The 23,286-nt window shown below is 61.5% G+C and carries 21 protein-coding genes; 16 read left to right on the top strand and 5 right to left on the bottom strand.

The window, feature by feature from the left end; translation table 11 throughout:
• Positions 1 to 52: 52 nt before the first annotated feature.
• Complete coding sequence (locus BCY88_RS13305) at positions 53 to 358, bottom strand: hypothetical protein (protein ID WP_120344694.1); 306 nt, start codon at positions 356 to 358, stop codon at positions 53 to 55.
• Between the two features lie 107 nt (positions 359 to 465).
• Here BCY88_RS13305 and BCY88_RS13310 point away from each other — a divergent pair, with 107 nt between their 5' ends.
• From BCY88_RS13310 to BCY88_RS13355, 10 genes are all read left to right on the top strand, one after another.
• The gene (locus BCY88_RS13310; RefSeq protein WP_259461382.1) at positions 466 to 960 is read left to right on the top strand and encodes a hypothetical protein; all 495 of its coding nucleotides are present in this window, start codon (positions 466 to 468) and stop codon (positions 958 to 960) included.
• Positions 961 to 1,142: 182 nt separating this feature from the next.
• Positions 1,143 to 1,955, top strand: a complete 813-nt coding sequence (locus BCY88_RS13315) for an H-NS family nucleoid-associated regulatory protein (protein ID WP_120344696.1) — start codon at positions 1,143 to 1,145, stop codon at positions 1,953 to 1,955.
• Positions 1,956 to 1,977: 22 nt separating this feature from the next.
• Positions 1,978 to 2,463: a hypothetical protein gene (locus BCY88_RS13320; RefSeq protein ID WP_120344697.1), complete on the top strand. Its 486-nt coding sequence runs from the start codon at positions 1,978 to 1,980 to the stop codon at positions 2,461 to 2,463.
• 636 nt (positions 2,464 to 3,099) lie between these two features.
• The gene (locus BCY88_RS13325) at positions 3,100 to 4,071 is read left to right on the top strand and encodes an alpha/beta fold hydrolase (RefSeq protein WP_120344698.1); all 972 of its coding nucleotides are present in this window, start codon (positions 3,100 to 3,102) and stop codon (positions 4,069 to 4,071) included.
• Entirely contained in the window at positions 4,068 to 4,637 is a 570-nt protein-coding gene (locus BCY88_RS13330; RefSeq protein ID WP_120344699.1) for a methyltransferase family protein, read from the top strand. Before BCY88_RS13325 ends, BCY88_RS13330 begins: the two co-directional genes overlap by 4 nt.
• A gap of 9 nt (positions 4,638 to 4,646) precedes the next feature.
• Entirely contained in the window at positions 4,647 to 5,987 is a 1,341-nt protein-coding gene (locus BCY88_RS13335; protein WP_120344700.1) for a glycosyltransferase, read from the top strand.
• 80 nt (positions 5,988 to 6,067) lie between these two features.
• Positions 6,068 to 7,579, top strand: coding sequence for a DHA2 family efflux MFS transporter permease subunit (locus BCY88_RS13340; protein ID WP_259461402.1), 1,512 nt, complete (start codon positions 6,068 to 6,070; stop codon positions 7,577 to 7,579).
• A gap of 10 nt (positions 7,580 to 7,589) precedes the next feature.
• Positions 7,590 to 8,630 carry a glycosyltransferase family 2 protein gene (locus BCY88_RS13345; protein WP_120344702.1) on the top strand — a complete coding sequence of 347 codons (1,041 nt, stop codon included), beginning with the start codon at positions 7,590 to 7,592 and terminating at the stop codon, positions 8,628 to 8,630.
• An 8-nt stretch (positions 8,631 to 8,638) separates the two neighbouring features.
• A complete protein-coding gene (locus tag BCY88_RS13350; RefSeq protein ID WP_120344703.1) occupies positions 8,639 to 10,180 on the top strand; it encodes an efflux transporter outer membrane subunit in 1,542 nt (513 codons plus the stop codon).
• Positions 10,181 to 11,428 (top strand): HlyD/EmrA/EmrK family protein, encoded by a 1,248-nt coding sequence (locus BCY88_RS13355; RefSeq protein ID WP_120344704.1) that lies wholly within the window; start codon positions 10,181 to 10,183, stop codon positions 11,426 to 11,428. It begins immediately after the preceding gene.
• A gap of 31 nt (positions 11,429 to 11,459) precedes the next feature.
• Here the strand turns inward: BCY88_RS13355 and BCY88_RS13360 are convergent, their stop codons facing one another.
• The 3 genes from BCY88_RS13360 to BCY88_RS13370 all read right to left on the bottom strand — a co-directional run bounded on the left by BCY88_RS13360 (position 11,460) and on the right by BCY88_RS13370 (position 14,158).
• On the bottom strand, positions 11,460 to 12,002 hold the full coding sequence (locus BCY88_RS13360) for a hypothetical protein (RefSeq protein ID WP_120345001.1): 543 nt from the start codon (positions 12,000 to 12,002) through the stop codon (positions 11,460 to 11,462).
• A gap of 96 nt (positions 12,003 to 12,098) precedes the next feature.
• Positions 12,099 to 12,746, bottom strand: a complete 648-nt coding sequence (locus tag BCY88_RS13365) for a response regulator (RefSeq protein WP_120344705.1) — start codon at positions 12,744 to 12,746, stop codon at positions 12,099 to 12,101.
• Positions 12,747 to 12,748: 2 nt separating this feature from the next.
• Entirely contained in the window at positions 12,749 to 14,158 is a 1,410-nt protein-coding gene (locus tag BCY88_RS13370) for a cache domain-containing protein (RefSeq protein WP_120344706.1), read from the bottom strand.
• A gap of 270 nt (positions 14,159 to 14,428) precedes the next feature.
• Here BCY88_RS13370 and BCY88_RS13375 point away from each other — a divergent pair, with 270 nt between their 5' ends.
• The 4 genes from BCY88_RS13375 (at position 14,429) to BCY88_RS13390 (ending at position 19,854) form a co-directional block, all read left to right on the top strand.
• Positions 14,429 to 14,626, top strand: coding sequence for a DUF3311 domain-containing protein (locus tag BCY88_RS13375; protein ID WP_120344707.1), 198 nt, complete (start codon positions 14,429 to 14,431; stop codon positions 14,624 to 14,626).
• Positions 14,623 to 16,104 (top strand): monocarboxylate uptake permease MctP, encoded by a 1,482-nt coding sequence (mctP, locus tag BCY88_RS13380; RefSeq protein ID WP_120344708.1) that lies wholly within the window; start codon positions 14,623 to 14,625, stop codon positions 16,102 to 16,104. The genes BCY88_RS13375 and mctP overlap by 4 nt, the downstream gene beginning before the upstream one ends.
• 1,254 nt (positions 16,105 to 17,358) lie before the next feature.
• A complete protein-coding gene (locus tag BCY88_RS13385) occupies positions 17,359 to 18,372 on the top strand; it encodes a hypothetical protein (RefSeq protein WP_120344709.1) in 1,014 nt (337 codons plus the stop codon).
• 72 nt (positions 18,373 to 18,444) lie between these two features.
• Positions 18,445 to 19,854 carry a DUF2252 domain-containing protein gene (locus BCY88_RS13390; RefSeq protein WP_120344710.1) on the top strand — a complete coding sequence of 470 codons (1,410 nt, stop codon included), beginning with the start codon at positions 18,445 to 18,447 and terminating at the stop codon, positions 19,852 to 19,854.
• Between the two features lie 76 nt (positions 19,855 to 19,930).
• Here the strand turns inward: BCY88_RS13390 and BCY88_RS13395 are convergent, their stop codons facing one another.
• Complete coding sequence (locus tag BCY88_RS13395; protein WP_120345002.1) at positions 19,931 to 20,788, bottom strand: polysaccharide deacetylase family protein; 858 nt, start codon at positions 20,786 to 20,788, stop codon at positions 19,931 to 19,933.
• Between the two features lie 233 nt (positions 20,789 to 21,021).
• On the opposite strand from BCY88_RS13395, the gene BCY88_RS13400 reads away from it, so the two are divergent.
• Together BCY88_RS13400 and BCY88_RS13405 are read left to right on the top strand one after the other, a co-directional pair.
• Positions 21,022 to 21,897 carry a LysR family transcriptional regulator gene (locus BCY88_RS13400; RefSeq protein ID WP_120344711.1) on the top strand — a complete coding sequence of 292 codons (876 nt, stop codon included), beginning with the start codon at positions 21,022 to 21,024 and terminating at the stop codon, positions 21,895 to 21,897.
• 81 nt (positions 21,898 to 21,978) lie between these two features.
• Positions 21,979 to 23,259 (top strand): D-amino acid dehydrogenase, encoded by a 1,281-nt coding sequence (locus BCY88_RS13405; RefSeq protein WP_259461383.1) that lies wholly within the window; start codon positions 21,979 to 21,981, stop codon positions 23,257 to 23,259.
• Positions 23,260 to 23,286 lie beyond the last annotated feature (27 nt).

Consider the following 23,286-nt stretch of genomic DNA (forward strand, 5'->3'; position numbering starts at 1 on the left):
GAAAAGTGCCTTGCTGTTGAGTTTCTGGAAAGTGGTGCTTTAGCGCGTTATTTCAATAGCCGCCCCAACGGCCGCGTTCATGCCATTCGTGCTCGCGCCATTGCTCGCGGCGCCATTCATGTTCACGCCATTCTCGGCGCTCACGCCATTCGCGTGCGCGCCAGTCGCCGTAGCCGCCATAGGCAACCGCGACTGGAGCCGGACCGTAGGCGACCGGCGGTGCAACATAAACGGGAGGCGGCGCGTAGACGCCAACTGGAATGCCGATTCCGACAGCGACGTCCACGTGTGCCGACGCCACGGTCGATGCCGCGAGAAAGGCCAGGCCAAGTGCCGCGCCAACGATCTTCTTGTTCATTTTCCTTCTCCTTGCACATCCAGGTGCGATGCATCCGATTAGCGCCGAATTGCCATTGCGTTGCTTCTGAGTACAGTTCGGAGTGTAGAAGGACGGTCTGGACACAGGTGAAACAGCACTGCGAGATTGGTAACGCGGGGTTACCGGCCAAAAAATTGAATGGCCAGGCTTTGAATCTCCAAATGCTTGCCTATAGTAGAAGCAGTTATTGCCGCATTGCACGGCGGCCGGCTTCTCTTTATGTGGGTGACTGGGAAACAGAAATGACGCCATCGAATGCTGCGATCTATCAGGCCCAGGCCTCTACACCGGCTTCATTGCGAACGCTTGCCGGCTATCTCGAACTGGCACTCGACGAAGGGGCGAGCGTGGTTCTGATGCGAATCGGCACACAGGTGCGCAGTGTTTATATCGGCAATCCGTCCGGGACATTGGAGGCTTTGACGGATCACGGCGTAGTGGCCGCCTTTCAGGCCGACGAGATGCTGGCGCTGACGCAATTGGGACTCAACCGGATTACCGCAGACGATCAACAGTACCGGTTCATGCGCAGCGTGAGGTACATCGCCGATCGTCAGGTTGTTGTTTTTACTCCGACATAAGCTGTCGCGCAACAATTGGAAAGACCGAAGAAGGTGCTTATGCGGCAGTAGTGAACTCGAAAGTTTCGCACTCCACGGTAAGCGTTCTCGTGTGAGTGTGTTGCCTTTATAGCGGCATAGATCTGCCTTTCTGCTGCTATTCATGGCATAGTTCGATCGATTACCACATAAGGAGCGATCAAATGCCCACGTTAGAGCAAATCCAGGCGAAGCTTAAGAAGCTGCAGGCGCAAGCCGACGTGCTTATCGCCAGGAAAGCACAAGCCGCGGTCGATCAGATTCGCGAATTGATGCTCAAGCACGGCCTGACTACTGCGGATATCGAAGCAAAGGCTAAAGCGAGACGCGCCGCGCACGCCTTGAATGGACGCGCTGCAAGTGGTAAGTCAAAAGCCGCCGCAGGCAAATCGATTCCCAAGTACCGCGACCATAAAACTGGCGCGACCTGGACGGGGCACGGACGTGCGCCGGCCTGGATTGCCGCGGTGAAAGACCGGACTCAATTCCTTATTGACGGTGCCAGCGAACTGAAGTCCGCGGCAAAGGCTGCGGTCACTTCCGGCAAAGCCGGGAAAAAAGGCCAGCCTAAAGGTGCTCAACCGCCCAAGTATCTCAATCCGAAAACGGGCGCCACCTGGAGCGGTCGTGGTCCGGCACCGGCATGGCTCGCAACGGTTAAAGACCGTACCCAGTTTCTGATCGAAGGCGCTGCAGCGACCGGCAATGTCGCCGCGCGCAAAGGCGTGACCGCGAAAAAGGCAGTGGCGTCGAAAGCGGCTGCAAAAAAGAGCGGTGCGGCGAGCAGAAAGACAACGGCCAAGAAAGGCGCGGCCAGGCCCGCTGTGAAGAAAACCGCTGCAAAGAAAGCTGCTGTGAAGAGCACCGTTGCGGCAAAGAAAACGCCAGGCCGCAAGAAGGGAAGCAAGGGTAGCGCCGCTGCAAAGCGCACTGTTGCCGCTGCGGCGCAAACCTCGACGGTGCAAGCCGGCGCGTAAGCGCAACGGAGTTCTGAAGTAGATGACTAGCCCGCTCGATATACCCCAGCAGGAAGACCATGTCGTCCTGCTGGACTCCGTGCCTTATCCCGCAGCCGACGCCGCCGAACCGTTCATTGTTTCCAGCGACCGCCGGGTGATTCTGGCTTATCCCATTGCTGAATCCGACTTCGAGCGCTTCGGGCCATTCGACGCCGATGACGATCCATTCTGCACGGTGCTATTTCCTGATGCCGTGTTTCATCGGCTGGGGCCGCCTGGCGATGTCGATCTGGAGATCCATCCACTCGCTTCGCTTGGGCTCAGTGGGTACTCGGTTCACGAGGTGATGAATTCGTCGCTGGCCGCCGAGATATCTGCCGTCACCTCGCCGGGTTGCGTGCGGCGTCACTTCGTCATCACGTTTCAGGGCGCGACGTTCGAATGCGTCGCGTCCGACTACACAGTGGTCGGCGTGTACGGCGCGGGTGAGATTGCCGGCCGCGAAGCATTCGCGCTGGTCCGGTAGTGTTGTTGGCGGTGAGTGCCGCTCGCTGCAGCCGCGTGATCCCAGCCCTGTCCTAACGCTTTAATAAGTCCTGAGCAACACCCGAACAACGCACAAGCGCTCACGCGCTTGCGCAGCGTTTCGGGCTATCCAGATGCAAGCCCCGTCGTTCAATATGCAGCTTTGGCGCAATGGCCGCGCAACGCGATGTCATTTCCTTTCAATTACATTTTCGTTGCTCATTTCGAACATATGCTCAATGATTTTTTTAGCTTTTATTTTTGAAACATGTTAAAAAGCTTTCCGTCATCGTATATTGACATGAAGTCTTCATGCAGCGAGTGCAGACTGGCGTCAACGGGTGGCGTGCGGCAAAGATTGAAGCAACGTTTTCCAGATTACATATAAATATATTACGAGGCATCGAACGCTCGATTGAAGCGCGCCGTAGTCCAGGTGTGCGTCAGGTAGAGTCGGCAGGCAGCACGTCAGGTGTTGCAGGTTGTCGGTGCAGCAGCGGTCGTCGCGGATCGGATTTGCCGGCGTAAAAGGCAGATCGCATGGGCCTGATCCCCGGTAGTACGGCCGCAAGGCGTCCGCAGATGCGGGCGCGGTATCGGTACGCATTTGCTTTGAGCAAGTGCATGCGAATACGCCATGCCCATCGAAAAACTCCTTGTTCCGCTACCGGCGGGCCTGAAAGTCTACGTTGAACGTCACGTATTCGATCCGGCCTTCGAGAGTATCATTCTGATAAACGGCGCGTTGGCCACCACAGCGTCGTTCGGACAGACAATCAAATATCTCGGCGAGCGCTATAACCCAATTTGTTTCGATTTACCTTATGCGGGTCAATCGAAAACGCATAACGTGTGCGACTTCGTTCTTACAAAAGACGATGAAGTCGACATCCTGCTGCATCTAATAGGCTTATTCGAGCCGAGCTTCCTGTTGTCGGTGTCGTGGGGCGGGGTGGCGTCGCTGCTTGCGCTCTCGCGGGCGCGCACCAGCGTGAGGCGCGCGGTGATTGCGTCGTTCTCGCCGCGGCTCAACGAGGCAATGACCGCGTACGTGACCTCGGCACGCGATCACATTGCCGCCGGCGAAAATCTGAAGGCCGCGCAACTGCTCAACGATACGGTTGGCCAGCATCTGCCGCGCATCATGAAGCTGTACAACTACCGCTATCTTTCCACGCTGCCACGCGATGAGCAGAACCAGGTGGCGTTTCACGTCGACCAGATTCTGGCCATCCGGCCGGAAGACTATCTGCACGAGTTCCGCAACATCGAGTGCGGACTGAAGTTCCTCAACGGCGAACTCGACATCTACACCACGCCCGAGGATGCCCGCTCGCTCAGCGCGCATCTGAAACGCGCCGAGTTTCACACGATCGAGCAGGCCGGGCATTTTCTCGATCTGGAAGGCCGCTCTCCACTGCGCCAGGTTCGGACGGCGATTTTCGACTACTTCGGCGCGCCGCCGACGCAGGCGGCAGGCCGCGCACTCGACTGCTTCGAAAACTTTGCTGCCCGCTCGCCCATCATGCCGGCGCCGCAGCCCGCGATTGCAAATGTCGCGTTGCAGGTCGCCGCCGATCACTCGTTTCAACAGGTCGAACTACCGTGAATATCGCTCAGAGCATTGCCATTGTCGTACCGTGGACACTGTGGCTGTTGTATTGGATCGCGACGTCGAACCGCGTCAAGCAGACCGCGCGCAAGGAGGCGTCGCTATCGCGCACGCTGCAGTCGATTCCGCTGATTGGCGGCGGCGCGCTGATCGTGCTGCCGGACTTCAACGCGGGGGCGTTGTCCGTCGATCTGCATGCAATCGGGCCGCTTCAGCTGGCTGGCTTCGCCGTGCTGCTGGCCGGTCTGGCTTTTTCCGTGTGGGCGCGGCTGCATCTCGGCACCAACTGGAGCGTGTCGGTCACGCTGAAGGAAGGCCACGAGCTGGTGCGTAGCGGGCCTTATGGCGTGGTTCGTCATCCGATCTATACGGGCTGCCTGCTGGCGCTTCTGGGGGCTGTGCTGATCGGCGCGCAATGGCGAGGCGTGGTTGGGCTATTGCTGATTTTCGCGTCGCTGGCGTACAAGGTGCGGGTCGAAGAGAGCTGGCTGACGGGACACTTCGGCCGTGCATATTCGCAGTATCGTCGCGACGTCGCCGCGTTGATTCCTGGTCTCTTCTGAGCTGACCGAATGACGAAAGTCATCATTACCGCGATCGGCTCGGCGGGCGACGTGCACCCTTTGCTCGGCATCGGCGCGGCGCTGGCCGCGCGCGGCCATGAGATCGTCTTCTGCACGCATCCGCCGTTCGCGCAGGCCGTCTCGCGCCAGGGCTTCGCCTTCGTGCCAATCGGCACCGCCGCCGAATATGAGGCGGCGATGGCGAACCCCGCGCTGTGGCATCCGCGTACGTCGTTCCGTACGCTATGGGCGGTGATTGCGCCGACGCTGCGGCCGCATTTCGACACGTTGGCCGCGTTGACCGATAGCGACACCGTACTGGTCGGCACGTTGTGGGCTTTTTCCGCACGGCTGATGCAGGAGTTGTATCGCGTGCCGTTCGTGTCGGTGCAGGTGTCGCCGTCGACCTTGCTCTCGGCGCATGCACCGCCGACGCACCCGCGGCTGACGATTCCGCGTGGCTTGCCGCTGGCTGTGAAAACGGCGCTGCTGCGGCTGATCGAGCGGCAGGTGCTCGACAAGGTCTGCGGCCCGGCATTGAATGGGTTGCGCAGGGAACTGGCGCTTGCACCCGCGCGGCGCATTTTTGGCGAGTGGCTGCATTCGACCGACGGTGTGCTGTGCCTGTTTCCGGACTGGTTCGCGCAAGCTCAGCCGGATTGGCCGGTGCCGCGCAGCCTCAGCGGTTTTCCGCTGTTCAACGACACGAGCGCGAGCGTGCCCGATCCGCAACTCGATGGGTTTCTCGCTGCGGGAGAGCGGCCCGTGGTTTTCACAGCGGGCTCGACCCTGATCGATCAGGATCGCTATGCAAATGCCGTGAGCGCGGCGCTGAGGGAAGGCGGGCTGCGCGGCATTCTTTTGACGCCGGATGCGCCCAGCCCCGAGGCGGCCGCTGCCCGGGTGGATGCGCAGGCAGACGCGCCGGGCGCGCTGCTCAAGCGGCGTTACGTGCCGCTGCAGACGCTGTTGCCGCGCTGCCGGGCGTTGGTGCATCACGGTGGCATCGGCACGGCGGCGCTTGCGTATGCCGCCGGTATTCCGCAGGTAGTGACGCCGTTCGCGCACGATCAGTTCGATAACGCGCAGCGGGTTGTCGTGACGGGTTGCGGCGTTCGGCTCGACAAGCCGCTGCAACCGCAGGCGCTCGCGCGCGCATTGAGATATGTGCTCGGCAGCCCGTCGATCGCGACGCAGTGCGGACGCGTGCAGGACCGGCTCGCGGCGTCGCAGAACGGCTGCGAGGCCGCCGCGAGCTATATCGAAGCGTTCATGCCGGCCGGCGTGCGCACGCAAACGGCCAGCCGCACATCTTTGCCGGCGTTGGCCGCAATCGGGCAGAGCGTATGAGCGTCTCTACGCCGTTGCCGGAGGGCTCCACATCGGCCGCCGCCGGTCACGACTCCGCTGGCGCGCGCGGCGTACCCCGCATGCGCGGCGCGCAGCTTGCCTTGCTGACGTTCGCGTTATCGCTCGCCACTTTCATCGAAGTTCTGGATTCGACGGTAACGAACGTCGCGGTGCCGGCGATTTCCGGCGGCCTCGGCGTGTCCAACAGCCAGGGCACGTGGGTGATCAGTTCGTACTCGGTGGCCGCGGCCATTGCCGTGCCGTTGACGGGCTGGCTTTCCCGCCGGCTTGGCGAAACACGCCTGTTTCTCGGCGCGGTGGTCCTTTTCACGTTGACCTCGCTGTTATGCGGCGTTGCCGGCGATTTTCACCTTCTGGTGGTGTGCCGGGCATTGCAGGGGCTTTTTTCCGGACCGATGGTGCCGCTTTCCCAGACTATCCTGATGCGTGCCTTTCCCCCGGACAAGCGCGTCGTGGCGCTTGCGTTGTGGGCGATGACCGTGCTGCTCGCGCCGATTTTCGGTCCGGTGGTCGGCGGCTGGATCATCGACAATTTTTCGTGGCCGTGGATTTTCCTGATCAATCTGCCGATCGGCATTTTCTCGTTCGTGGTGTGCATGACGCTGCTGCGCACCGACGCACCAGCAGCCAAGGCGGCGCCGATCGATCTGCCTGGCATTCTTCTGCTGGTTGTCGGCGTCGGTTCGTTGCAGATGGTGCTGGATCTTGGGCACGATCGGGGCTGGTTCGATTCGCCGCTGATCCTGACGCTCGCGATCGTCGCCGGGTTGGCGATCGTGTCGCTGTTGATCTGGGAGGCGGGCGAACAGCATCCCGTGATCGATCTGAGCCTGTTTCGTGACCGCACGTTTTCGTTCTGCGTGCTGATCATTTCCCTCGGCATGATGAGCTTCTCGGTTGTCGGTGTGATTTTTCCGCTCTGGCTGCAGGCCGTGATGGGCTACACCGCGTATCAGGCCGGACTGGCCACCGCACCGCTCGGCGTGCTCGCGCTGGTGTTCTCGATTCTGGTCGGTATTTATGCGGCCCGTTTCGACGCACGCGTGCTGGCGACTTTCGGCTTCCTCGTGTTTGCGGGCGTGCTGTGGTGGGATGCGCATTTCACGCTGACCATGACCTTCACGCAGATCATCACGCCGGGTCTGATCCAGGGCATCGGCTTGCCGTGCTTCTTCATTCCGCTGACTGCGGCGACGCTCTCGCGTGTGTCCGACGACAAGCTCGCGGCAGCCTCCAGTCTGTCGAATTTTTTGCGCACGCTATCGGCGGCGTTCGGCACGGCGATGAGCGTCACGCTATGGGATAACCGCGCGCTGTATCACTACGACGTCGTCGCCCAGTCGGTGACGAAATCGTCCGGCAACACACAGCACTTCGTTCAGAGTCTGCACGGCATGGGTATCGACGGCGCGCGCGAACTTGCCACCTTGCACCACGTCGTGCAACAACAGGCTTACATGATGGCGACGGGCGACATGTTCTACATGGCAAGCGTCACCTGCCTCGTGCTCGCCGCGATGATGTGGCTCACGCGTCCGAAGCGCGGCGCGGCAATGGCTTTAGGTCACTAAGGGGCTTCGAATGACGATCCTGGGCGCATTGATCATCCTGTTTCATCCGAGTGAGGCGCAACTCGCGCGCGCGGTGGCGATGGGCGGGATGTGCGATCGTTTGCTGGTGGTCGACAACTCGCCCGTGCCGGACGCGCGCGCCGCGATGCTGCTGGGGGAGGCGGGCGTCGCGTTGCTGCATCACGGTAATCGCAATGGCATTGCCGGCGCCTTCAATTGCGGGTTGAGCGCGCTGTTCGATTCCGGCGTGGACGCTGTCGCGCTGTTCGACCAGGATTCCGAAGCGCCTGCGGACTATTTCGCGGTGATGCGCGAACGGTGCACGTCGATGAGCGGCCGGGCGTTTCTGGCCGGCCCGCGTATCTTCGATGAAAACGACCAGCGCTTTCTGCCCGAGCTCGCCACAAGCGGCCTGACGGTCGAAAGATTGTCGATACACACCGACTCGGCGGTGCAGCGCTGCGCCTTTCTGATTTCGTCCGGTTGTGTCATCTCGCGCGAGGCATTCGTGCGGCTCGGCCGCTTCGACGAGGCGCTGTTCATCGATCATGTCGACACCGAATACTGCTTGCGCGCGCTGCTGCGCAATGTGCCGGTATATATCGTGCCGTCGCTCGTATTGCTGCATCGGATCGGCGCGCGGCGCCGCCACAAATTGGGTTCGCTGGAATTGACGACGATGAATCATCCCGGTTTTCGCCGCTACTACAGCGCGCGAAACGCGATGCAGCTGGCGCTGCAATATGGATTACGGTTGCCGGTAGCGATTGTGCCGAACCTGTTGACGCTCTGGCAAATCGTGCAGATCGTGCTGCTTGAACAAGATAAGCTGGCCAAACTCAACGCGATTGCCTTGGGTCTTTTCGATGGATTCTTCGGGCGAATGGGGCCGCTCGAGCGAACGCGTCCACGATTCGCAGCCAACCTGGCTCAGACCGCAAGGACCGCTAGTACGGCAATCGCTGCTGACGTGGTCGACCCGTCGACGCCCGTTGAGCTAAGCGCGCCGGCGGCGGGAGCGCGCGCAATGCCTCATACCTGGCACTCGTGAGGCAGCCTATGAAATTACCCCTGCTGCGCGCCTGGCCGCTTCTGTTGCCGCTGCTGATTGCCGCCGCGCTGACGGGTTGTGTCAGCGATTCCGGTTTGCATACCAACGTCAAACCGCTCAAGCCATCCGCCGATGCGCTTGCGCAAACTATCGGGCCAAACGCGAACGGTACATGGCCTGCGCCCGATTGGGTCAAGCGCTACAGCGATCCACAACTGGATGAACTGGTTGGCGAAGCATTGCAAAACAATCCCGATCTGCAGATCGCCAAGGCGAGGGTAGGCGCGGCACAGGCGCAGCTCGAACAGTTTGCTTCGCTCACCGGCCTCACGGGCACGGCAGGCGCCACGGTGAGCAAAGCCCGCTTGCCGCAGCCGAGCGACGCGGCCAACGTATCCGTCGGCGGTCAGCAGATTCCGGTGCAGTTATTCAACGATCCGGTGGTTTCGCCTGCGGCGTTGTTTGCAGGTCTGAGCTACCAACTCGACTTGTGGGGCAAGAATGCCGCGTTGACCGGCAGCCTGCTGTCCGCGCGCGACGCGGCGCGAGTCGACGCGGAGCAGGCGCGGCTCACGTTGACGGTGGCGCTCGTGACGCTGTACTGCGAGCTCGACCGCGCGTTCGCCATGCAGGACGTTCTGCTGCAGAAGCAACAGGCCGCCGACAGCGTCGACGCGGTGTTGCGCGAGCGCGGCGCGCGCGGCATCGACAATGCGTACGACTCGGCCGACGCCGCACTGAAGCGAAGCCGGCTCGCTTCGCAACAGGCGCTGAACGACGAGCGCATCAAACTGACCGAATTGCAGATTGGCGTGCTGAGCGGGCGTGGTGCCGAGCGGGGTTTGTCGCTGCATCGTCCGCAACTGGCCGCAGCGGCCGATGCGCCGATGCCCGCGCAATTGCCGGTGGACCTCCTCGGCCGCCGGCCCGATATCGTGGCGGCGCGTTTGCGGGCCGAGGCCGCGCTCGCCAACATCGACGCCACGCGCGCACAGTTCTATCCCGACGTGAACCTGGTGGCCTTTGCCGGGCTGACAGCATTGACACCCGCCGCGCTTTTCTCGCGCGCGGCGATGACCGGCTCGGTGGGGCCGGCGATCTCCCTGCCGTTTTTCGACCGCAGCCGCTTGCGCGCGCAACTCGGCGGAGATTATGCCAATGTCGACGCCGCGGTCGGCCTTTACAACAAGACGGTCGACGAGGCGCTCGGCGATGTCGCGCGTCAGCTGACCTCGTTGCGCACGGTCGATACGCTCACTACCGAGCAGACTCGCGCGGTGGGCGCTGCCGAGCGCATCGTCGCGATTGCCGAGGAGCGGCATCGCCGCGGTATCGGCATGCAGAAGGATGTGACGCTGGCGGACCTGTCGCTACTCGACGAACGCGCGCAGCAAGTCGATTTGCAGGGTCGCCGCAGAATGCTGCAGGTCGCGCTGGTTGGCGCGCTCGGTGGCGGCTTTGACGTACGCAAGGTGGCCGGCGCGCCGATCTCTCACTATCAGCCGACCTTTCCCTCTCACGCACGCATCACGGACACGCACTTCGATTGAATGCACAACGATAAACAGGCACAGCAAGCGGCCGGCTGGACCCAGGGGCAGCCAAACCCGGTAAGTCCGGCAGACGCGGGGAGCATACCGGGCGACGCGCACGATTCGAAACGGGTCGCGCGCCGGCGCCGTTTCGCGGTTTTCTTCGGCGTGGTGGCGCTCGCCGGTGTGGCGTGGCTAACGTATTGGGGTTTGAGCGCGCGCTTTTACGAAGAGACCGACGACGCCTACGTGGCGGGCAACATCGTGCAGATCGCCGCGCAGATACCCGGCACGGTCACCGATATTCTGGTGGACAACACGCGTCAGGTCCGCGCGGGTCAACCGCTCGTCAAGCTCGACGACGCCGAAGCGGCGGCCGCCTTCGCGCAGGCCAAAGCGCAACTGACGCTCGCCGTGCGACAGGTGGCGAACGCGACGATCTCGCGCAAGCTCTATGTTCAATCGATCGACGCGCGCCGCGCTGAGCTCGCGCTGGCGCAGCGTGCGCTGGCGGCGCGCGATCATGCGTCGGTGGAAGTGGTGTCTCCGGAAGAATTGGCGCGCGCCCGCGAAGCGGTCGCAGTCGCGCAAGCGAATCTCGCTTCGGCGCAGGTCCAGCTCGATGCCGCCCGCGCGTTGGGCGGAAAATTTCCGGTCGAAGCCAGTCCGCCGGTTCTGCAAGCCGCCGCGCAATTGCGGCTCGCTTATCGCAACCTGCAGCGCACCACGGTGATTTCCCCCGTTGACGGCACGGTCGGGCAGCGTGCGGTGCAGATCGGCCAGCAGGTCGGACCGGGCCTCGCACTCATGTCGATCATTCCGCTCGAACGTCTGTGGGTTGAGGCGAACTTCAAGGAAGGCCAGATTCGCAGCATGCGCGTGGGGCAGCCGGTGCGCATCGTGTCGGACGTGTACGGCTCGCAAGTGGTGTATCGCGGGCACGTGGAAGGCTTTTCGGCCGGCACGGGCAGTGCGTTTTCGATGCTGCCCTCGCAGAACGCCGCCGGCAACTGGATCAAGGTCGTGCAGCGCGTGCCGATCGTGATCTCACTCGACCCGGCTGAACTCGCGGCGCATCCGCTGCGGCTTGGGCTCTCGATGCAGGTGTCGGTGGATACGCATGTGCGCAGCGGTCATCTGATCGGCAACGACACCCCGGCGGCGACGCAGAGTACCCGCGTCCACGATAACGTCTCACGCGACGCTGACGCGCTGATCGCGCAGATCATTCGTGACAACAGCGACCACAGTGGCGCGACTGACTAGATTCGTGCTCCGCGCCGTGGATAGAGGGTGGCTAGTTGCCAGGATCGACCACGGGTTTATCCGGATCCGCCAGCGTTTTATAGGGCAAGGACGCAGCGTGTGGATTGTTTGTGGTGTCGTCGATCACGCGATCGACGTCCGCGGTTTTCGCGAGTTCCGTGAGGAACGCCTGTTTGTCGAAACCCGGTGCGACACAGCCTTGTACGTAAATGAAGCGGCGTTGCAGCGTGAACCACAGCGTCGATTGCTCGCGCCAGTGAGTAGCGTAGTTGATATTGGCGAGACGCCGCCGGACGGTGTCCGCGATTTCCGCGTCGTAGAGGTAAGCGTTCGACAGACGGCAGCGGCCTTCCACCCAGCAGCTATTGCCGCGCTCGATCCGGTAATGACTGTCGTCGAGCCATTCCTGTTCGGTTTCCAGCGGGCCTAGCGGCACGGGACATTCGCTGATCGCCTGGGATACCTGAAAGAACGGATCGTGTCCGCGATTGACGCGTTGTGCTTCGGCATGGGCGTGTGTCGCGCATGCGAAGATCAGCAGGCTCGCCAGGTGCTGTGGGATAGGGCGTTTCATCGTCATCGGCTCCGGGTTTTTGAGCGTAGGGTAGACGGATCGACGGTTTTGATTCTAAGCTGCGTAGCCGGGATTATGTCGTGGCGACCTGGAGTCTCACTGGTTTCTGCGACGATTTTCGACGGCGAACTTGATCAACTCGGCCTGGCCTTCGATATCGAGCTTACGTTTCAGATTCAGCCGATGCGTTTCTACCGTGCGCACCGACAAATCATTGCGTTGCGCGATCTGCTTGCTCGAGAGACCTTCCGCGAGCGCATCGAGAATATCGCGCTCGCGCGGCGTGAGCCGTTCGATTGGCGACTGCGTTGCCGATGCCTGAATCAATCGCGCGCCCAGCCCCGCGCTGAAAAACGTCTTGCCTTCCAGCACCGCGCCGATCGCCTGAATGATTTCGGTGGCGGGCGAGTCCTTGAGCACGTAACCACTCGCGCCTGCGCGCACCGCCTGGGTCACGTACTCGAGGTTGTCGTGCATGGACAGCATCAGCACGCGAATGGCCGGGAAGCGCTCGTGAAACATGCCGGCGAGCGCAATGCCGTTCATCCCGTTCATACCGACGTCCATCAACACCAGATGCGGTTCCTGACTGGCGGCGAGCGCGAGCGCTTCCTGCGCATTGCCTGCTTCGCCGACGATTTCAATGTTGCGCACGGCTTCGAGCCGGGCGCGCAAACCGTCGCGTACCAGCGGGTGGTCGTCGATCAGAATCAAACGTGCGATGGCGAGTGAGATGTCGGTCATGGTCAGATTTTCTGCAAGGCGGGCGATTGATGCGCAGACGCTACCACGGGCACGCGCGCGGTCACGATCGTATGACCGGCCTGCGAACTGAGCGACAGCTTGCCGCCCAGGGTATCCAGCCGCTCGCGCATATTGCGCAGACCCACACCCGCGCTTGGATTGACGAGTGCGCGCGCTACGTCGAAACCGCGTCCGTTGTCCGAGATTGTCAGCGTGACGGCGTCGTTCGATATCTCCAGCGACAGCGCCGCGCTGGAAGCCTGAGCATGCCGCACGATATTCGTGAGCGCTTCCTGGGCAATCCGGAACAGCACCGTATTCACCGCTTCCGGCAAGGATACGGCATGAGTGTGGGCGATCTGCGTGAAACCGATCTGGATGCCGGACTGCTCGCTCAACTCGCGTGTGAGTTGTTCCAGTGCGGCCGCTACGCCGAGATCGTCGAGCATCGAGGGACGCAGTGCGTGGGAAATACGGCGCACTTCACGCAAGGTATCGCCGATGCGTGCAACGCTCGTCGATAGCGCGGCTTCCGCTGCGGGTACGCGCACTTCGCTGCGTTCGAAGCGCGCCAGCGCCGATTCGAGCAGCAGCTTCACGGAGACCATCATCTGGCTGATGCCGTCGTGCAACTCACGTGACAGGCGTGCCCGTTCGTTTTCCTGCGAGTCGACCACCTGTTGCGCGAGCCGCTTCAGCTTCGCATCCGCGCTGCGGTATTCGGTGACGTTGAGCACCAGCGCACACAATGCGATCACGAAGAGTCCGGCCACGGCGATGCCGTCGATCCACTGCATCGTGCGATCGATGTTGGCCGCCGCGCCCTCGTCGATATGCGCGAGGGTGGCGTCGACATCGTCGAGATAGATGCCGGTGCCGATCATCCAGCCCCAGCGTTCGAGCGGCACCACGTAGCCCAATTTCGATGCGAGCTTGCCCGTCGAAGGACGATGCCAGACGTAACGCACATAACCGCCGCCGCGCGAGGCCGCGGCGAGCAGTTGCTGGATCGTCAGCGTGCCTTGCGGGTCGCGCAGCGCCCAGAGGTCGCGTCCAACGAGGTCGGGTTCGCGCGGATGCATGAGCGACCTGCCGTGCATGTCGTAGACGAAGAAATAGCCGTCCTTGCCGAAGTCCATTTTCCCGAGAATGTCGAGTGCACGGGTGCGCAGCATCGCATCGTCGCGTGCGTTGTCGCGACCTGCATCGTAGAGCGGGGCGATGGCCGTGGTCGCGAGTTCGACATAGTGCTTGAGTTCGATTTCCTTGCTGGCCATATACGCGGCCTGGGTGGTCGCGTGCTGCGTTCTGGCAAGCGCCGTGGCTTCCTGGCGGACGCCGGTTTCAATGCTGGCGATGGCCGCCAGAAAGGGCACGATCGCCAGCAGGACAATCTTTGCTTTGAGTTTCATCGTAGACAGGACCGCCAACGGGCTACGTAGTATTACGTAGCCGGCATACGTAGTTGCGCGCTTGTGAGGATGCTCACGAAGGCGAATACTACATCCCCGCAGCGTGCCGCGCCTTCTGGCGTGCGTTGCTGCGGTGCACCTGGGGTAGCGCCCAGGTACCGCACAAGAAGCAAACTCCGGTTTTGCCGCCTGGTATCAGGCAACCGGTTTTCCGCGTACCCGGCCACAAGCTCTGGCGCGCGGTTCCAATATTAGACTTAGGAGAAGTTTGTGGAGACCTCCCCCTCATCCGGCCGTTCATGGCTATGGATTGTCTTGCTGATCCCGTACATCGCGTTGCTGTGGCTGCCGTTCTATAACGACACGCGGCCTTCGTTTGCCGGTTTTCCGTTCTTTTACTGGTATCAGTTCTTGTGGGTTCCGTTGACCTCGCTACTGATTTACGTCGTGTACCGGGGTGTCAAATGAGCGATATCAATCCTGTGAACCCGGTTGCGATGACCGTCTTTATCGCATTCTTTGTTCTTGTCACGGTGATCGGTTTCTTCGCCGCGCGCTGGAAGCGGGGTGACCTGACGCAATTGCACGAATGGGGCCTCGGCGGCCGCCAGTTCGGCACGGTGATTTCGTGGTTCCTGGTAGGCGGAGATTTTTATACCGCCTATACCGTGATCGCGGTGCCCGCGCTGGTGTATTCGGTGGGCGCTTATGGTTTCTTTGCGCTGCCGTACACGATCATTGTCTATCCGTTCGTGTTCGCGGTGATGCCGAAGCTGTGGAAGATCGCGCATGCCAAGAACCACATCACCGCAGCCGACTACGTGCAGGGCGAATACGGCGGCAAGTGGTTTCCTGCCGCGGTGGCGATCACGGGTATCGTCGCGACCATGCCGTATATCGCACTACAGCTGGTGGGTATGCAGGTGGTGATCAAGGGGCTTGGCGTGACCGGTGAAATGCCGCTGATTGTCGCCTTTGTGATTCTCGCGCTGTACACGTATGCGAGCGGTTTGCGGGCACCGGCGATGATCGCGTTCGTCAAGGACATCATGATCTACATCGTCGTGATTGCGGCGGTCTGGCTGATTCCGGCGAAGCTCGGTGGCTATGCGCATGTGTTCGACGCGGCGGATACGTATTTCAAGGCCAAAGGCGGTGCGACCGGGATTATTCTGAAGCCGACGCAGTTCACTGCTTATGCGTCGCTTGCTTTGGGTTCGGCGCTGGCGGCGTTCATGTATCCGCATACGATGACGGCGGTGTTGTCGTCCTCATCGGCTAACACTGTGCGCAAGAATGCGATTTTCCTGCCGGCGTATACGTTGTTGCTGGGGCTGATTGCGCTGCTCGGGTATATGGCGATTGCGGCCGGTGTGCATGTGAAGTCGGCGTCCGACATGGTGCCGGCCTTGTTCAACACGCTGTTCCCGTCGTGGTTCGTCGGCTTTGCGGCCGCGGCCATTGCGATTAGCGCGTTGGTGCCTGCGGCGATCATGTCGATTGGCGCGGCCAATCTGTTCACGCGGAATTTGTGGCGTCCTCTCGTCTCGCCGAATATCACGCCTGAGGCTGAGGCTTCTACGGCGAAGATCGTTTCGCTGGTTGTGAAGTTTGGGGCGCTGTTGTTTATTGTTTTTCTGCCTACGCAGTATGCGATTGATCTGCAACTGCTGGGTGGGGTGTGGATTTTGCAGATTTTCCCGGCGATTGTGTTTTCGCTGTACACGCGGCGGTTGAATACGCCGGGGTTGTTCCTTGGATGGCTTGTCGGGATCGTGTTGGGGACTGGGTTGGCTATTTCGCAAGGGCTCAAGCCGGTGTTTGCATTGCATGTTGGGGGGGCTGTTTATCCGCTTTATATCGGGTTGATTGCGTTGGTGGCTAATATTGTTGTGAGTTTTGTTGTGTCTGTTTTGTCGCCGCGTAGGGGTGTTGTTGTGGTGTGATGTTGAGGGGGCTGGCGTCTTGGGGGGGGCCTGCGGCGCTGGCTTTTTCTTGTTTCTGTGTTTTCTTTGGTCTTGTTTTTTTTGGGGTCTGCGCGACGCTTTGGTTGTTTGCTTATGGCGTTGGCCTTTCCTTGTTGTGTTATTGGTTTATTAGTGTTGCCCCTGTGCGGGGCGGCACTTACTTTCTTTGCCGCCGCAAAGAAAGATAAGCAAAGAAAGCGGCTCACACCGCCAGCTCATAAGCGGGTCCCCCGCACAGCCACGGTAGTGGTGCATCTGGAATCCGTGTTCTCGCACACTCCGCTCCGGTGACAAGGCAGTCATACCTCCGGCGGCGCTGCGCGCGCCGAACGGTCCTTCAAAACCACCGTCTAGGTTTTTGGCTCATATCCCAGCTTTTTCGGCTCACATCCCACCCCGCGCCGTGGCTCGGCCTGTACTTGATCGGTAGCGTTTGTCGCCTCCAGAATTTCATTCGAAGTACGAACCTAAACCTTTGCGGGTCGCTACGACTTGGTGGTTAGTCAGGGAAGCCAAAATATTTCCGAAGGCGAGCGATACTTGCGCATTCGACGCCTCGCCGAGGCGAAGCCGATGGCCCCACTAAGCCCAAACGAAGCCGTGGGTTTGTACGATGCACCCTTCCGGCGAGCACGTAGTGCGAGGCGGGAAGCATGATTGCCTTGTCACTGGAGCGGAGTGTGCGAGAGCACAGATTCCAGATGCACCACTACCGTGGCTGCGCGGGGGACCCGCTTATGAGCTGGCGGTGTGAGCCGCTTTCTTTGCTTATCTTTCTTTGCGGCGGCAAAGAAAGTAAGTGCCGCCCCGCACAGGGGCAACGCTAATAGACCAATAGCAAATCAAGGAAAGGCCAAAAAAAGCAAGTGCCGCCCCGCACAGGGGCAACGCTAATAGACCACTAACAATGCAAGGAAAGGCCAAAAAAACAAGCGCCGCGCAGGCAAAAAAAAACCATCCAGCAACTAGTCAGATATCGGGTAATTTCGTCCGCGTTATGGCCAGCCGATACAGCCGAAATAAATCGGCGGCATTTCAGACTCGATTAATCACAATGCCGCGGCACGATTTATCTATTCAAAAAGCATGGCATAGCATTTTTACCGGATGGTCTGCTAGCATGGCAAACAATCTGTAATGACAGCCGGTTGCGGCGCTCATTGCTGTCATTCGGCTTTTTGCCGGGACATGAATCCCGGCAGTCACAGCGACTCATCCGGAGATGCAACGAGCATGCGGAATCTGAATCTTGCTGTGAACCGGCGGTTAGCAATCCAGGCGGCCTCCTGCGTTGCCGGTCTCGGGTTTCTGTTCGTATCCAATGCAGGTCACGCTCAGGAGTTTTCCCTATTCGGCGGCGGCTCTCGCGCGGGCAGCACGAATACCTACACGTGGGCATTCAATTATCAGGAAGGGCTCGGCCAATATTTCGCCGCGAGCTTCACATGGCTCAATGAAGGGCACATTCCGGACCATCATCGCGATGGCCAGATGATCCAGCTATGGGGCCGCATTCCCGTAGGGAGTCCGAAGTTCGTCCTGCAGGCGGGCGTCGGCCCATACCGGTACTTCGATACCACCACTGCCGAACAAGGCGGAAGCTATTCGGACACTCACGGCTGGGGTGTCGTGTATAGCGTGCGCGCGGCGTACTACGCGTCAAGCCGGTGGATCACGCAACTGCAGTTGAATCGCGTGCACGTGCAGCGCGGACCGGATGCGACAAGCGTGATGTTCGGCGTCGGCTATCAGCTCGACGCGCCGGGCACACCCGGTCCGCGCGACTGGGCGAGCGGCAGCACGCATAAGGTTACCGACAACGAAGTCGCGGTGTATCTCGGCAAAACCATCGTCAACTCAACGAGCTCGCCGAGCGCACTGGGCGGAGCGATCGAATACCGTCGCGGCCTTGCGAAATACCTCGACGTGACGCTCGGTTATCTTCACGAGGGCAGCAGCAAGCTTGCGCGCCGCGACGGGCTGACGAGCCAGCTCTGGGCAACGCGAGCCTTCCTCAACGACAAGGTAACGCTTGGGCTCGGGCTCGGCGCTTACTACGCAATCAATGAAAACGAAAATAGCGAATCGCCGGGACCGGGCGCCGGGAAGTTCTCCGGCCTTGTCACGATTGCCGGCGCATATCGCCTCACCGATCACTGGGAGGCGCGGATCGCATGGAATCGCGTCGTGACGCGCTATGATCGCGATTCGGATGTGATTTTCGGCGGTGTGGGCTACCGATGGTGAAGGCTCACCGTGCCAGCAGGAGCGGTCTTCTAAAACCGATAGTAAAGATTCACACAAAAACCGGAGAAGAGCATGAGAGCCAGCACCATCGCCGAGCGGGAAGCCCGTGGCCGTGCCGCCCGCGAGCACTCGAAGCGGTCGAGTCATCGTACGGTAGGTGAATTGCATCGCAACCCGATCGAGCTGCTTAAGCAAAGCAGCGAGGGGCGGGTCGAAAAGCTCGTGCCGCTGCGCTATGGGCGCATGTCCGTGTCGCCATTCACGTTCTTTCGCGGCACCGCGATCATTCAGGCCCACGACCTCAGCCGGATTCCCGACACCGGCCTCACCATGCCGATTTGCGGCGATGGCCATCTGATGAACTTCGGCGGGTTCGCAACGCCGGAGCGTCAACTCGTATTCGACCTGAACGATTTCGACGAAGTCGCAACGGGTCCTTTCGAATGGGATCTGAAGCGGCTGACCGCAAGCCTCGTGGTCGCCGCGCGCCACATGCGTTTGAGTCGCGGCACCGCCGAGCATCTGGTGATGACCGCCGCCACCGAGTACCGCGATCGCATGGCGCAATACGCGCAATGCGGTGCGCTCGAACTCTGGTACGACCGCATCACCTTCGATCTGATGGCCGAAACGGCATTGACGCCGGAGCGCCGCCGCGCCGTGCGCCGCGGGATGGAGAAGGCTGCGGGCCGTACCCATGAAAGCCTGCTGGAGAAAATGGCGGAATTCGACGGCAGCCGCTGGTCGATTCGCGACGCCCCGCCCGGACTCTTTCACGTGCATGGCGCCAATACGCTGTTTTCAGCCGACGACGACTGGTTCACGATCGGCAATTGGAGCCAGCTGATCGAGCGGACATGGAGCGAATACCTGAAGACCCTGTCGCACGACCGGCGTGAACTGCTCAGTCATTTCACCGCGCAGGATCTGGTGTTCAAGGTGGTGGGCGTCGGCAGCGTGGGGACGCGTTGTCTGGTGCTGTTGAACGTCGATCACATGGGCAAGCCGCTGTTTATCCAGATCAAGGAAGCACGGCCGTCGGTGATCTCGCAGTACTACAAGTCGCCGTCGCTCAAACACGAAGGCGAGCGGGTCGTGCGTGGGCAGCGCATGCTGCAGGCGGCCAGCGACATCTTTCTCGGCTGGGCGAGCGGGCCTTCAGGGCGCCACTTCTACTTCCGGCAACTGCGTGACATGAAACTGTCGGCAAACATCGAATTGTTCGATACCGATCTGCTCGAAGGTTACGCAAAATTGTGCGGCTGGATCATGGCGCGCGCGCATGCCAAGGCGAGTGGCCAGGCGATCGAAGTCAGCGCGTATATCGGCCGGGGTGATCAGTTTGCGGAATCGCTCACGGCTTATGCGACCAGCTACGCGGACAAGGTGGAGCACGACTACGACGTGTTCCTGAAGGCTTGCCGCAGCGGCGAACTCGAGGCGCGCACCGACGAAGACATGGCGGCGGATTTCCGCGTTTAACGCGTAGCGTGTGAAAGCTGTTTGCATGGCTCGTGCCGCGTACCGGCGGCCGGGCCGCGCGGAAGGGATGCGCGGCTCAGTCGTCGATACGTGCTTCACGCAGCGTAACGAAACGCAAATGCCGCCTGCGGGCCGCGTCGATCACACGTGGCAGGACGGCGAGTATCAGCGGTTTGCCCTCGATGGTGAGCGCGGCATTGCCGTCGTGCAGCAGCAGGATGTCGCGCGGGGCAAGGCCGGCGAGCAGCCGGTGCGTGACCACTTGCGGATCGCGCTCACGCGTGTCGTAACCGCGCCGCGTCCATGCCGCGAGTCGCAAATCGAGTTTGCTCAGCACGGGTTCTAGAAAGATGTTGCGCAACCCGGCAGGGGCGCGAAAGAACATCGGCCGCTCGCCGCTCAATGTTTCGAAGGTGTGCTGCGCGGCGTCGATTTCACGTGTGAGTGCGGCTGGAAACGTGATCGAAAACGTGTGCACGTGAACCTGCGAATGGTTTTCCAGCGCATGGCCGCGTGCGACGATTTCGCGTGCGATCTCGGGATAGCGTTGCGCTTTCTCACCGATGCAGAAGAAGGTGGCGCGCACCTTGAAGGCATCGAGCAGATCGAGCACCTGCGGCGTGACGACCGGATCGGGACCGTCGTCGATGGTCAATGCGATCGCGTCCGCGTTGCGTGCGCCGGCCGGCAGATGTGTCCAGTTCGGACCGAGCAGCGAGGTGCGTGGCAACAGGCCGGCCACCGTGAAAATAGCGTGATTCGCGAAGATCGCGGCCAGCCACCACGGCCACGCGGCGGGCGTCAGCAGGCACCCGGCCAGCACGAATACGTGCCAGGCGGCGGTGGCTGTAAGCATCGGTGGATAGCCGGTGCGCGGCCAGCGGCGCTGCTGCGCGGCCTCACCGCCCTGCGGTGGGGTGAAGGGTTGGTTCATAAAGCGTGCTTCCTGTCTTCCTTCCATCATCCTGGGAAGGCCTTGAATTGCGCATGTGACGCGCAACGGCGAACGATACCATTGATGCGCCGATCGGCGCGGCCGCGTGCAGGAAAGACAAATAATGAAAGCACGTTGAAAGACGTTATGCTTCGCGATGCCCATGCTTTCACGCCGGGCGTCCTTGGCTGTCGTTCTGTGCTTACTTCGCCGGTTCTGCCGGTCATGCATCCATGCGTTTGCGTCACATCGAAATTTTTCACGCCATCATGCGGACCGGCTCGCTTTCAAAAGCGGCGGAACTGCTTTGTGTCTCCCAGCCCGCCGTCAGCAAGGCGCTCGGGCATGCTGAGCGCAGCCTTGGTTTTGCGCTGTTTAACCGCGTGCATGGGCGCTTGCAGCCGACGCGCGAAGCCGAGCTGCTGTTCTCCGAGTCGCAGAAGCTGCAGGCCAATCTGGATGGGATTCGCCATCTGGCCCGCAACCTGGCGTTGCAGCCGGAGGGGCATTTGCGCATTGGCTGCTTGCCTAGCCTCGGTTTGAGTCTGATTCCGTCGGCGGTGCAGGCATTTCGCCGGGCCCACTCGCGCGTGTCGCTGAAAATCCAGACGCGTCATACGGAAGAACTGCTCAACGCGTTGCTCACCCGCGATCTCGACCTCGCGGTTGCGTTGAATCCGCCGGCGCGGCCGGGCATTGCGGCGGTCGAACTGGGCCGCACGGCGATTGTTTGCGTCGGTCCGCCGGACGATCCCGAAGCACAGCAGCCGATCGATCTGCCGGCCTTTCTCGCCCGCGACTGGATCAGCATCGGCAATAGCGACCCGCTCGGCGAACTGATCGGCAATGCGCTGGAAGCACAGGGTCTCGACGAACGTGTCGCGGCTGTCGAAGCGCAGACCTGGTATGTGGCGCGTGCTCTTGCCGCGCGCGGCATTGGTTATGTTCTGCTTGACGAACTGACTGCACGCGGCGGCGCGGAACCCGTCGCGATCCGTGCGGTGACGCCCGCGCTTTCGGTCGGGGTATTCGCGCTCTGGCGCGACGGCGGGATGGACTCACAAGCCGGCAAGGCATTTCTCGACGTGTTGCGCGCGCCTTTCGCTTAAGCCGCCATTCAAGGTCTTAACCCTGGGTTATGGAGACGTGCATCTGCTCATTTGATGTGCGCATTTCGTCGCGCCACACTCATGGCGAACGATTCTCCTGAGGTGTGGATGGCAAGGCGGGTGTGTGTACTTGGCGCAGGCGTGGTGGGTTTGACGAGCGCGTATCAACTGGCGCGCGACGGCCATGACGTGACGATTCTCGAAGGCCGCGACGGCGCGGCGCTCGAGACCAGCTTCGCGAACGGCGGCCAGCTGAGCTACAGCTATGTTGCGCCGCTTGCCGATCCGTCGGTGTTGCCGCACCTACCCGCGTGGCTGCTGCAGCGGGATTCCGCGTTGCGCTTTGTCCCGCGTTTCGATGTGCAGCAATGGCGCTGGTGCCTGTCGTTTCTGCTGGCATGCCGCGGTAGCCGCGCGCAAAAAACGGCCATGGAAATGCTGCAACTGGGTGCCTTGAGCCGGGCCGCGTTGCACGAACTGGTGCAACGCGAAGCCATCGATTTCAATTATGTGCGCAACGGCAAGCTCGTCGTGTATCGCGATGCGCAGGCGTTCGAGGCGGCGCGCCGCAAGATGGCTTATCTGGCGGCCGCGGATTCCGACCAGCGCGCGCTCGATGCTGCCGCCTGCGTGGCGCTGGAGCCCGCGCTAGAACGCGCGCAGCCGCTGCTGGCCGGCGGTATTCATACGCCGTCAGAAGAAGCGGGCGACTGCTACACCTTCGGCGTGGCGCTCGCCGGATTGCTGCTGGCGCGCTATGGCGTGGCGATTCACTATGCAACGCCGGTCGAGTCGATGCTTACCGAAGGCGGGCAGGTCGTGGCGGCGCGCACGCCGCGAGGCGAAATCCGCGCGGATGCATTCGTGGTGGCGTTGGGCAACGGCAGCGCGCCCTTGCTGCGCACACTCGGCATGCGGCTGCCGATGTATCCCCTCACCGGTTATAGCCTGACCGTGCCCGGCACGCCAGGTCGCGCGCCGCGCGTCAGCGTGACCGATCTGCATCGCAAGGTCGTGTACGCGCCGCTTGGCGAGCGCTTGCGGATTGCCGGCATGGTGGAGATCGCGGGCATGAGCGTCGCGCAACGCGACAAGCGTCTCGCCCTGCTCAAACGCCAGGCCCAGGAAATCTTCCCGGACGCCGGCGACTATGCGGTTGCCGAGACCTGGTGCGGGCATCGTCCGGCTACCCCGGACAGCAAACCGCTGCTCGGCACTACGCCGTATCGCAATCTCTGGCTCAACACGGGGCACGGCGCGCTCGGCTTCACACTGGCCTGCGGCAGCGCGCGCGTGATCGCGGATGCGATCGCGGGCCGCACACCGCCGCTCGACCTGAGCGCCTACGCGTGGCAGCGCTAGGCGTCGCACGCAATACGGCAGCATGCA

Source organism: Paraburkholderia fungorum (assembly GCF_003610895.1).
Classification (GTDB): Bacteria; Pseudomonadota; Gammaproteobacteria; order Burkholderiales; family Burkholderiaceae; genus Paraburkholderia; species Paraburkholderia fungorum_B.

Excerpts from the sequence above, each read along its gene's own strand:
- BCY88_RS13305 (WP_120344694.1), bottom strand. The coding sequence starts at position 358 with ATGAACAAGAAGATCGTTGGCGCGGCACTTGGCCTGGCCTTTCTCGCG.
- BCY88_RS13315 (WP_120344696.1), top strand. The coding sequence starts at position 1,143 with ATGCCCACGTTAGAGCAAATCCAGGCGAAGCTTAAGAAGCTGCAGGCG.
- BCY88_RS13320 (WP_120344697.1), top strand. The coding sequence starts at position 1,978 with ATGACTAGCCCGCTCGATATACCCCAGCAGGAAGACCATGTCGTCCTG.
- BCY88_RS13325 (WP_120344698.1), top strand. The coding sequence starts at position 3,100 with ATGCCCATCGAAAAACTCCTTGTTCCGCTACCGGCGGGCCTGAAAGTC.
- BCY88_RS13335 (WP_120344700.1), top strand. The coding sequence starts at position 4,647 with ATGACGAAAGTCATCATTACCGCGATCGGCTCGGCGGGCGACGTGCAC.
- BCY88_RS13340 (WP_259461402.1), top strand. The coding sequence starts at position 6,068 with ATGCGCGGCGCGCAGCTTGCCTTGCTGACGTTCGCGTTATCGCTCGCC.
- BCY88_RS13345 (WP_120344702.1), top strand. The coding sequence starts at position 7,590 with ATGACGATCCTGGGCGCATTGATCATCCTGTTTCATCCGAGTGAGGCG.
- BCY88_RS13350 (WP_120344703.1), top strand. The coding sequence starts at position 8,639 with ATGAAATTACCCCTGCTGCGCGCCTGGCCGCTTCTGTTGCCGCTGCTG.
- BCY88_RS13355 (WP_120344704.1), top strand. The coding sequence starts at position 10,181 with ATGCACAACGATAAACAGGCACAGCAAGCGGCCGGCTGGACCCAGGGG.
- BCY88_RS13360 (WP_120345001.1), bottom strand. The coding sequence starts at position 12,002 with ATGAAACGCCCTATCCCACAGCACCTGGCGAGCCTGCTGATCTTCGCA.
- BCY88_RS13365 (WP_120344705.1), bottom strand. The coding sequence starts at position 12,746 with ATGACCGACATCTCACTCGCCATCGCACGTTTGATTCTGATCGACGAC.
- BCY88_RS13370 (WP_120344706.1), bottom strand. The coding sequence starts at position 14,158 with ATGAAACTCAAAGCAAAGATTGTCCTGCTGGCGATCGTGCCCTTTCTG.
- mctP (WP_120344708.1), top strand. The coding sequence starts at position 14,623 with ATGAGCGATATCAATCCTGTGAACCCGGTTGCGATGACCGTCTTTATC.
- BCY88_RS13385 (WP_120344709.1), top strand. The coding sequence starts at position 17,359 with ATGCGGAATCTGAATCTTGCTGTGAACCGGCGGTTAGCAATCCAGGCG.
- BCY88_RS13390 (WP_120344710.1), top strand. The coding sequence starts at position 18,445 with ATGAGAGCCAGCACCATCGCCGAGCGGGAAGCCCGTGGCCGTGCCGCC.
- BCY88_RS13395 (WP_120345002.1), bottom strand. The coding sequence starts at position 20,788 with ATGAACCAACCCTTCACCCCACCGCAGGGCGGTGAGGCCGCGCAGCAG.
- BCY88_RS13400 (WP_120344711.1), top strand. The coding sequence starts at position 21,022 with ATGCGTTTGCGTCACATCGAAATTTTTCACGCCATCATGCGGACCGGC.
- BCY88_RS13405 (WP_259461383.1), top strand. The coding sequence starts at position 21,979 with ATGGCGAACGATTCTCCTGAGGTGTGGATGGCAAGGCGGGTGTGTGTA.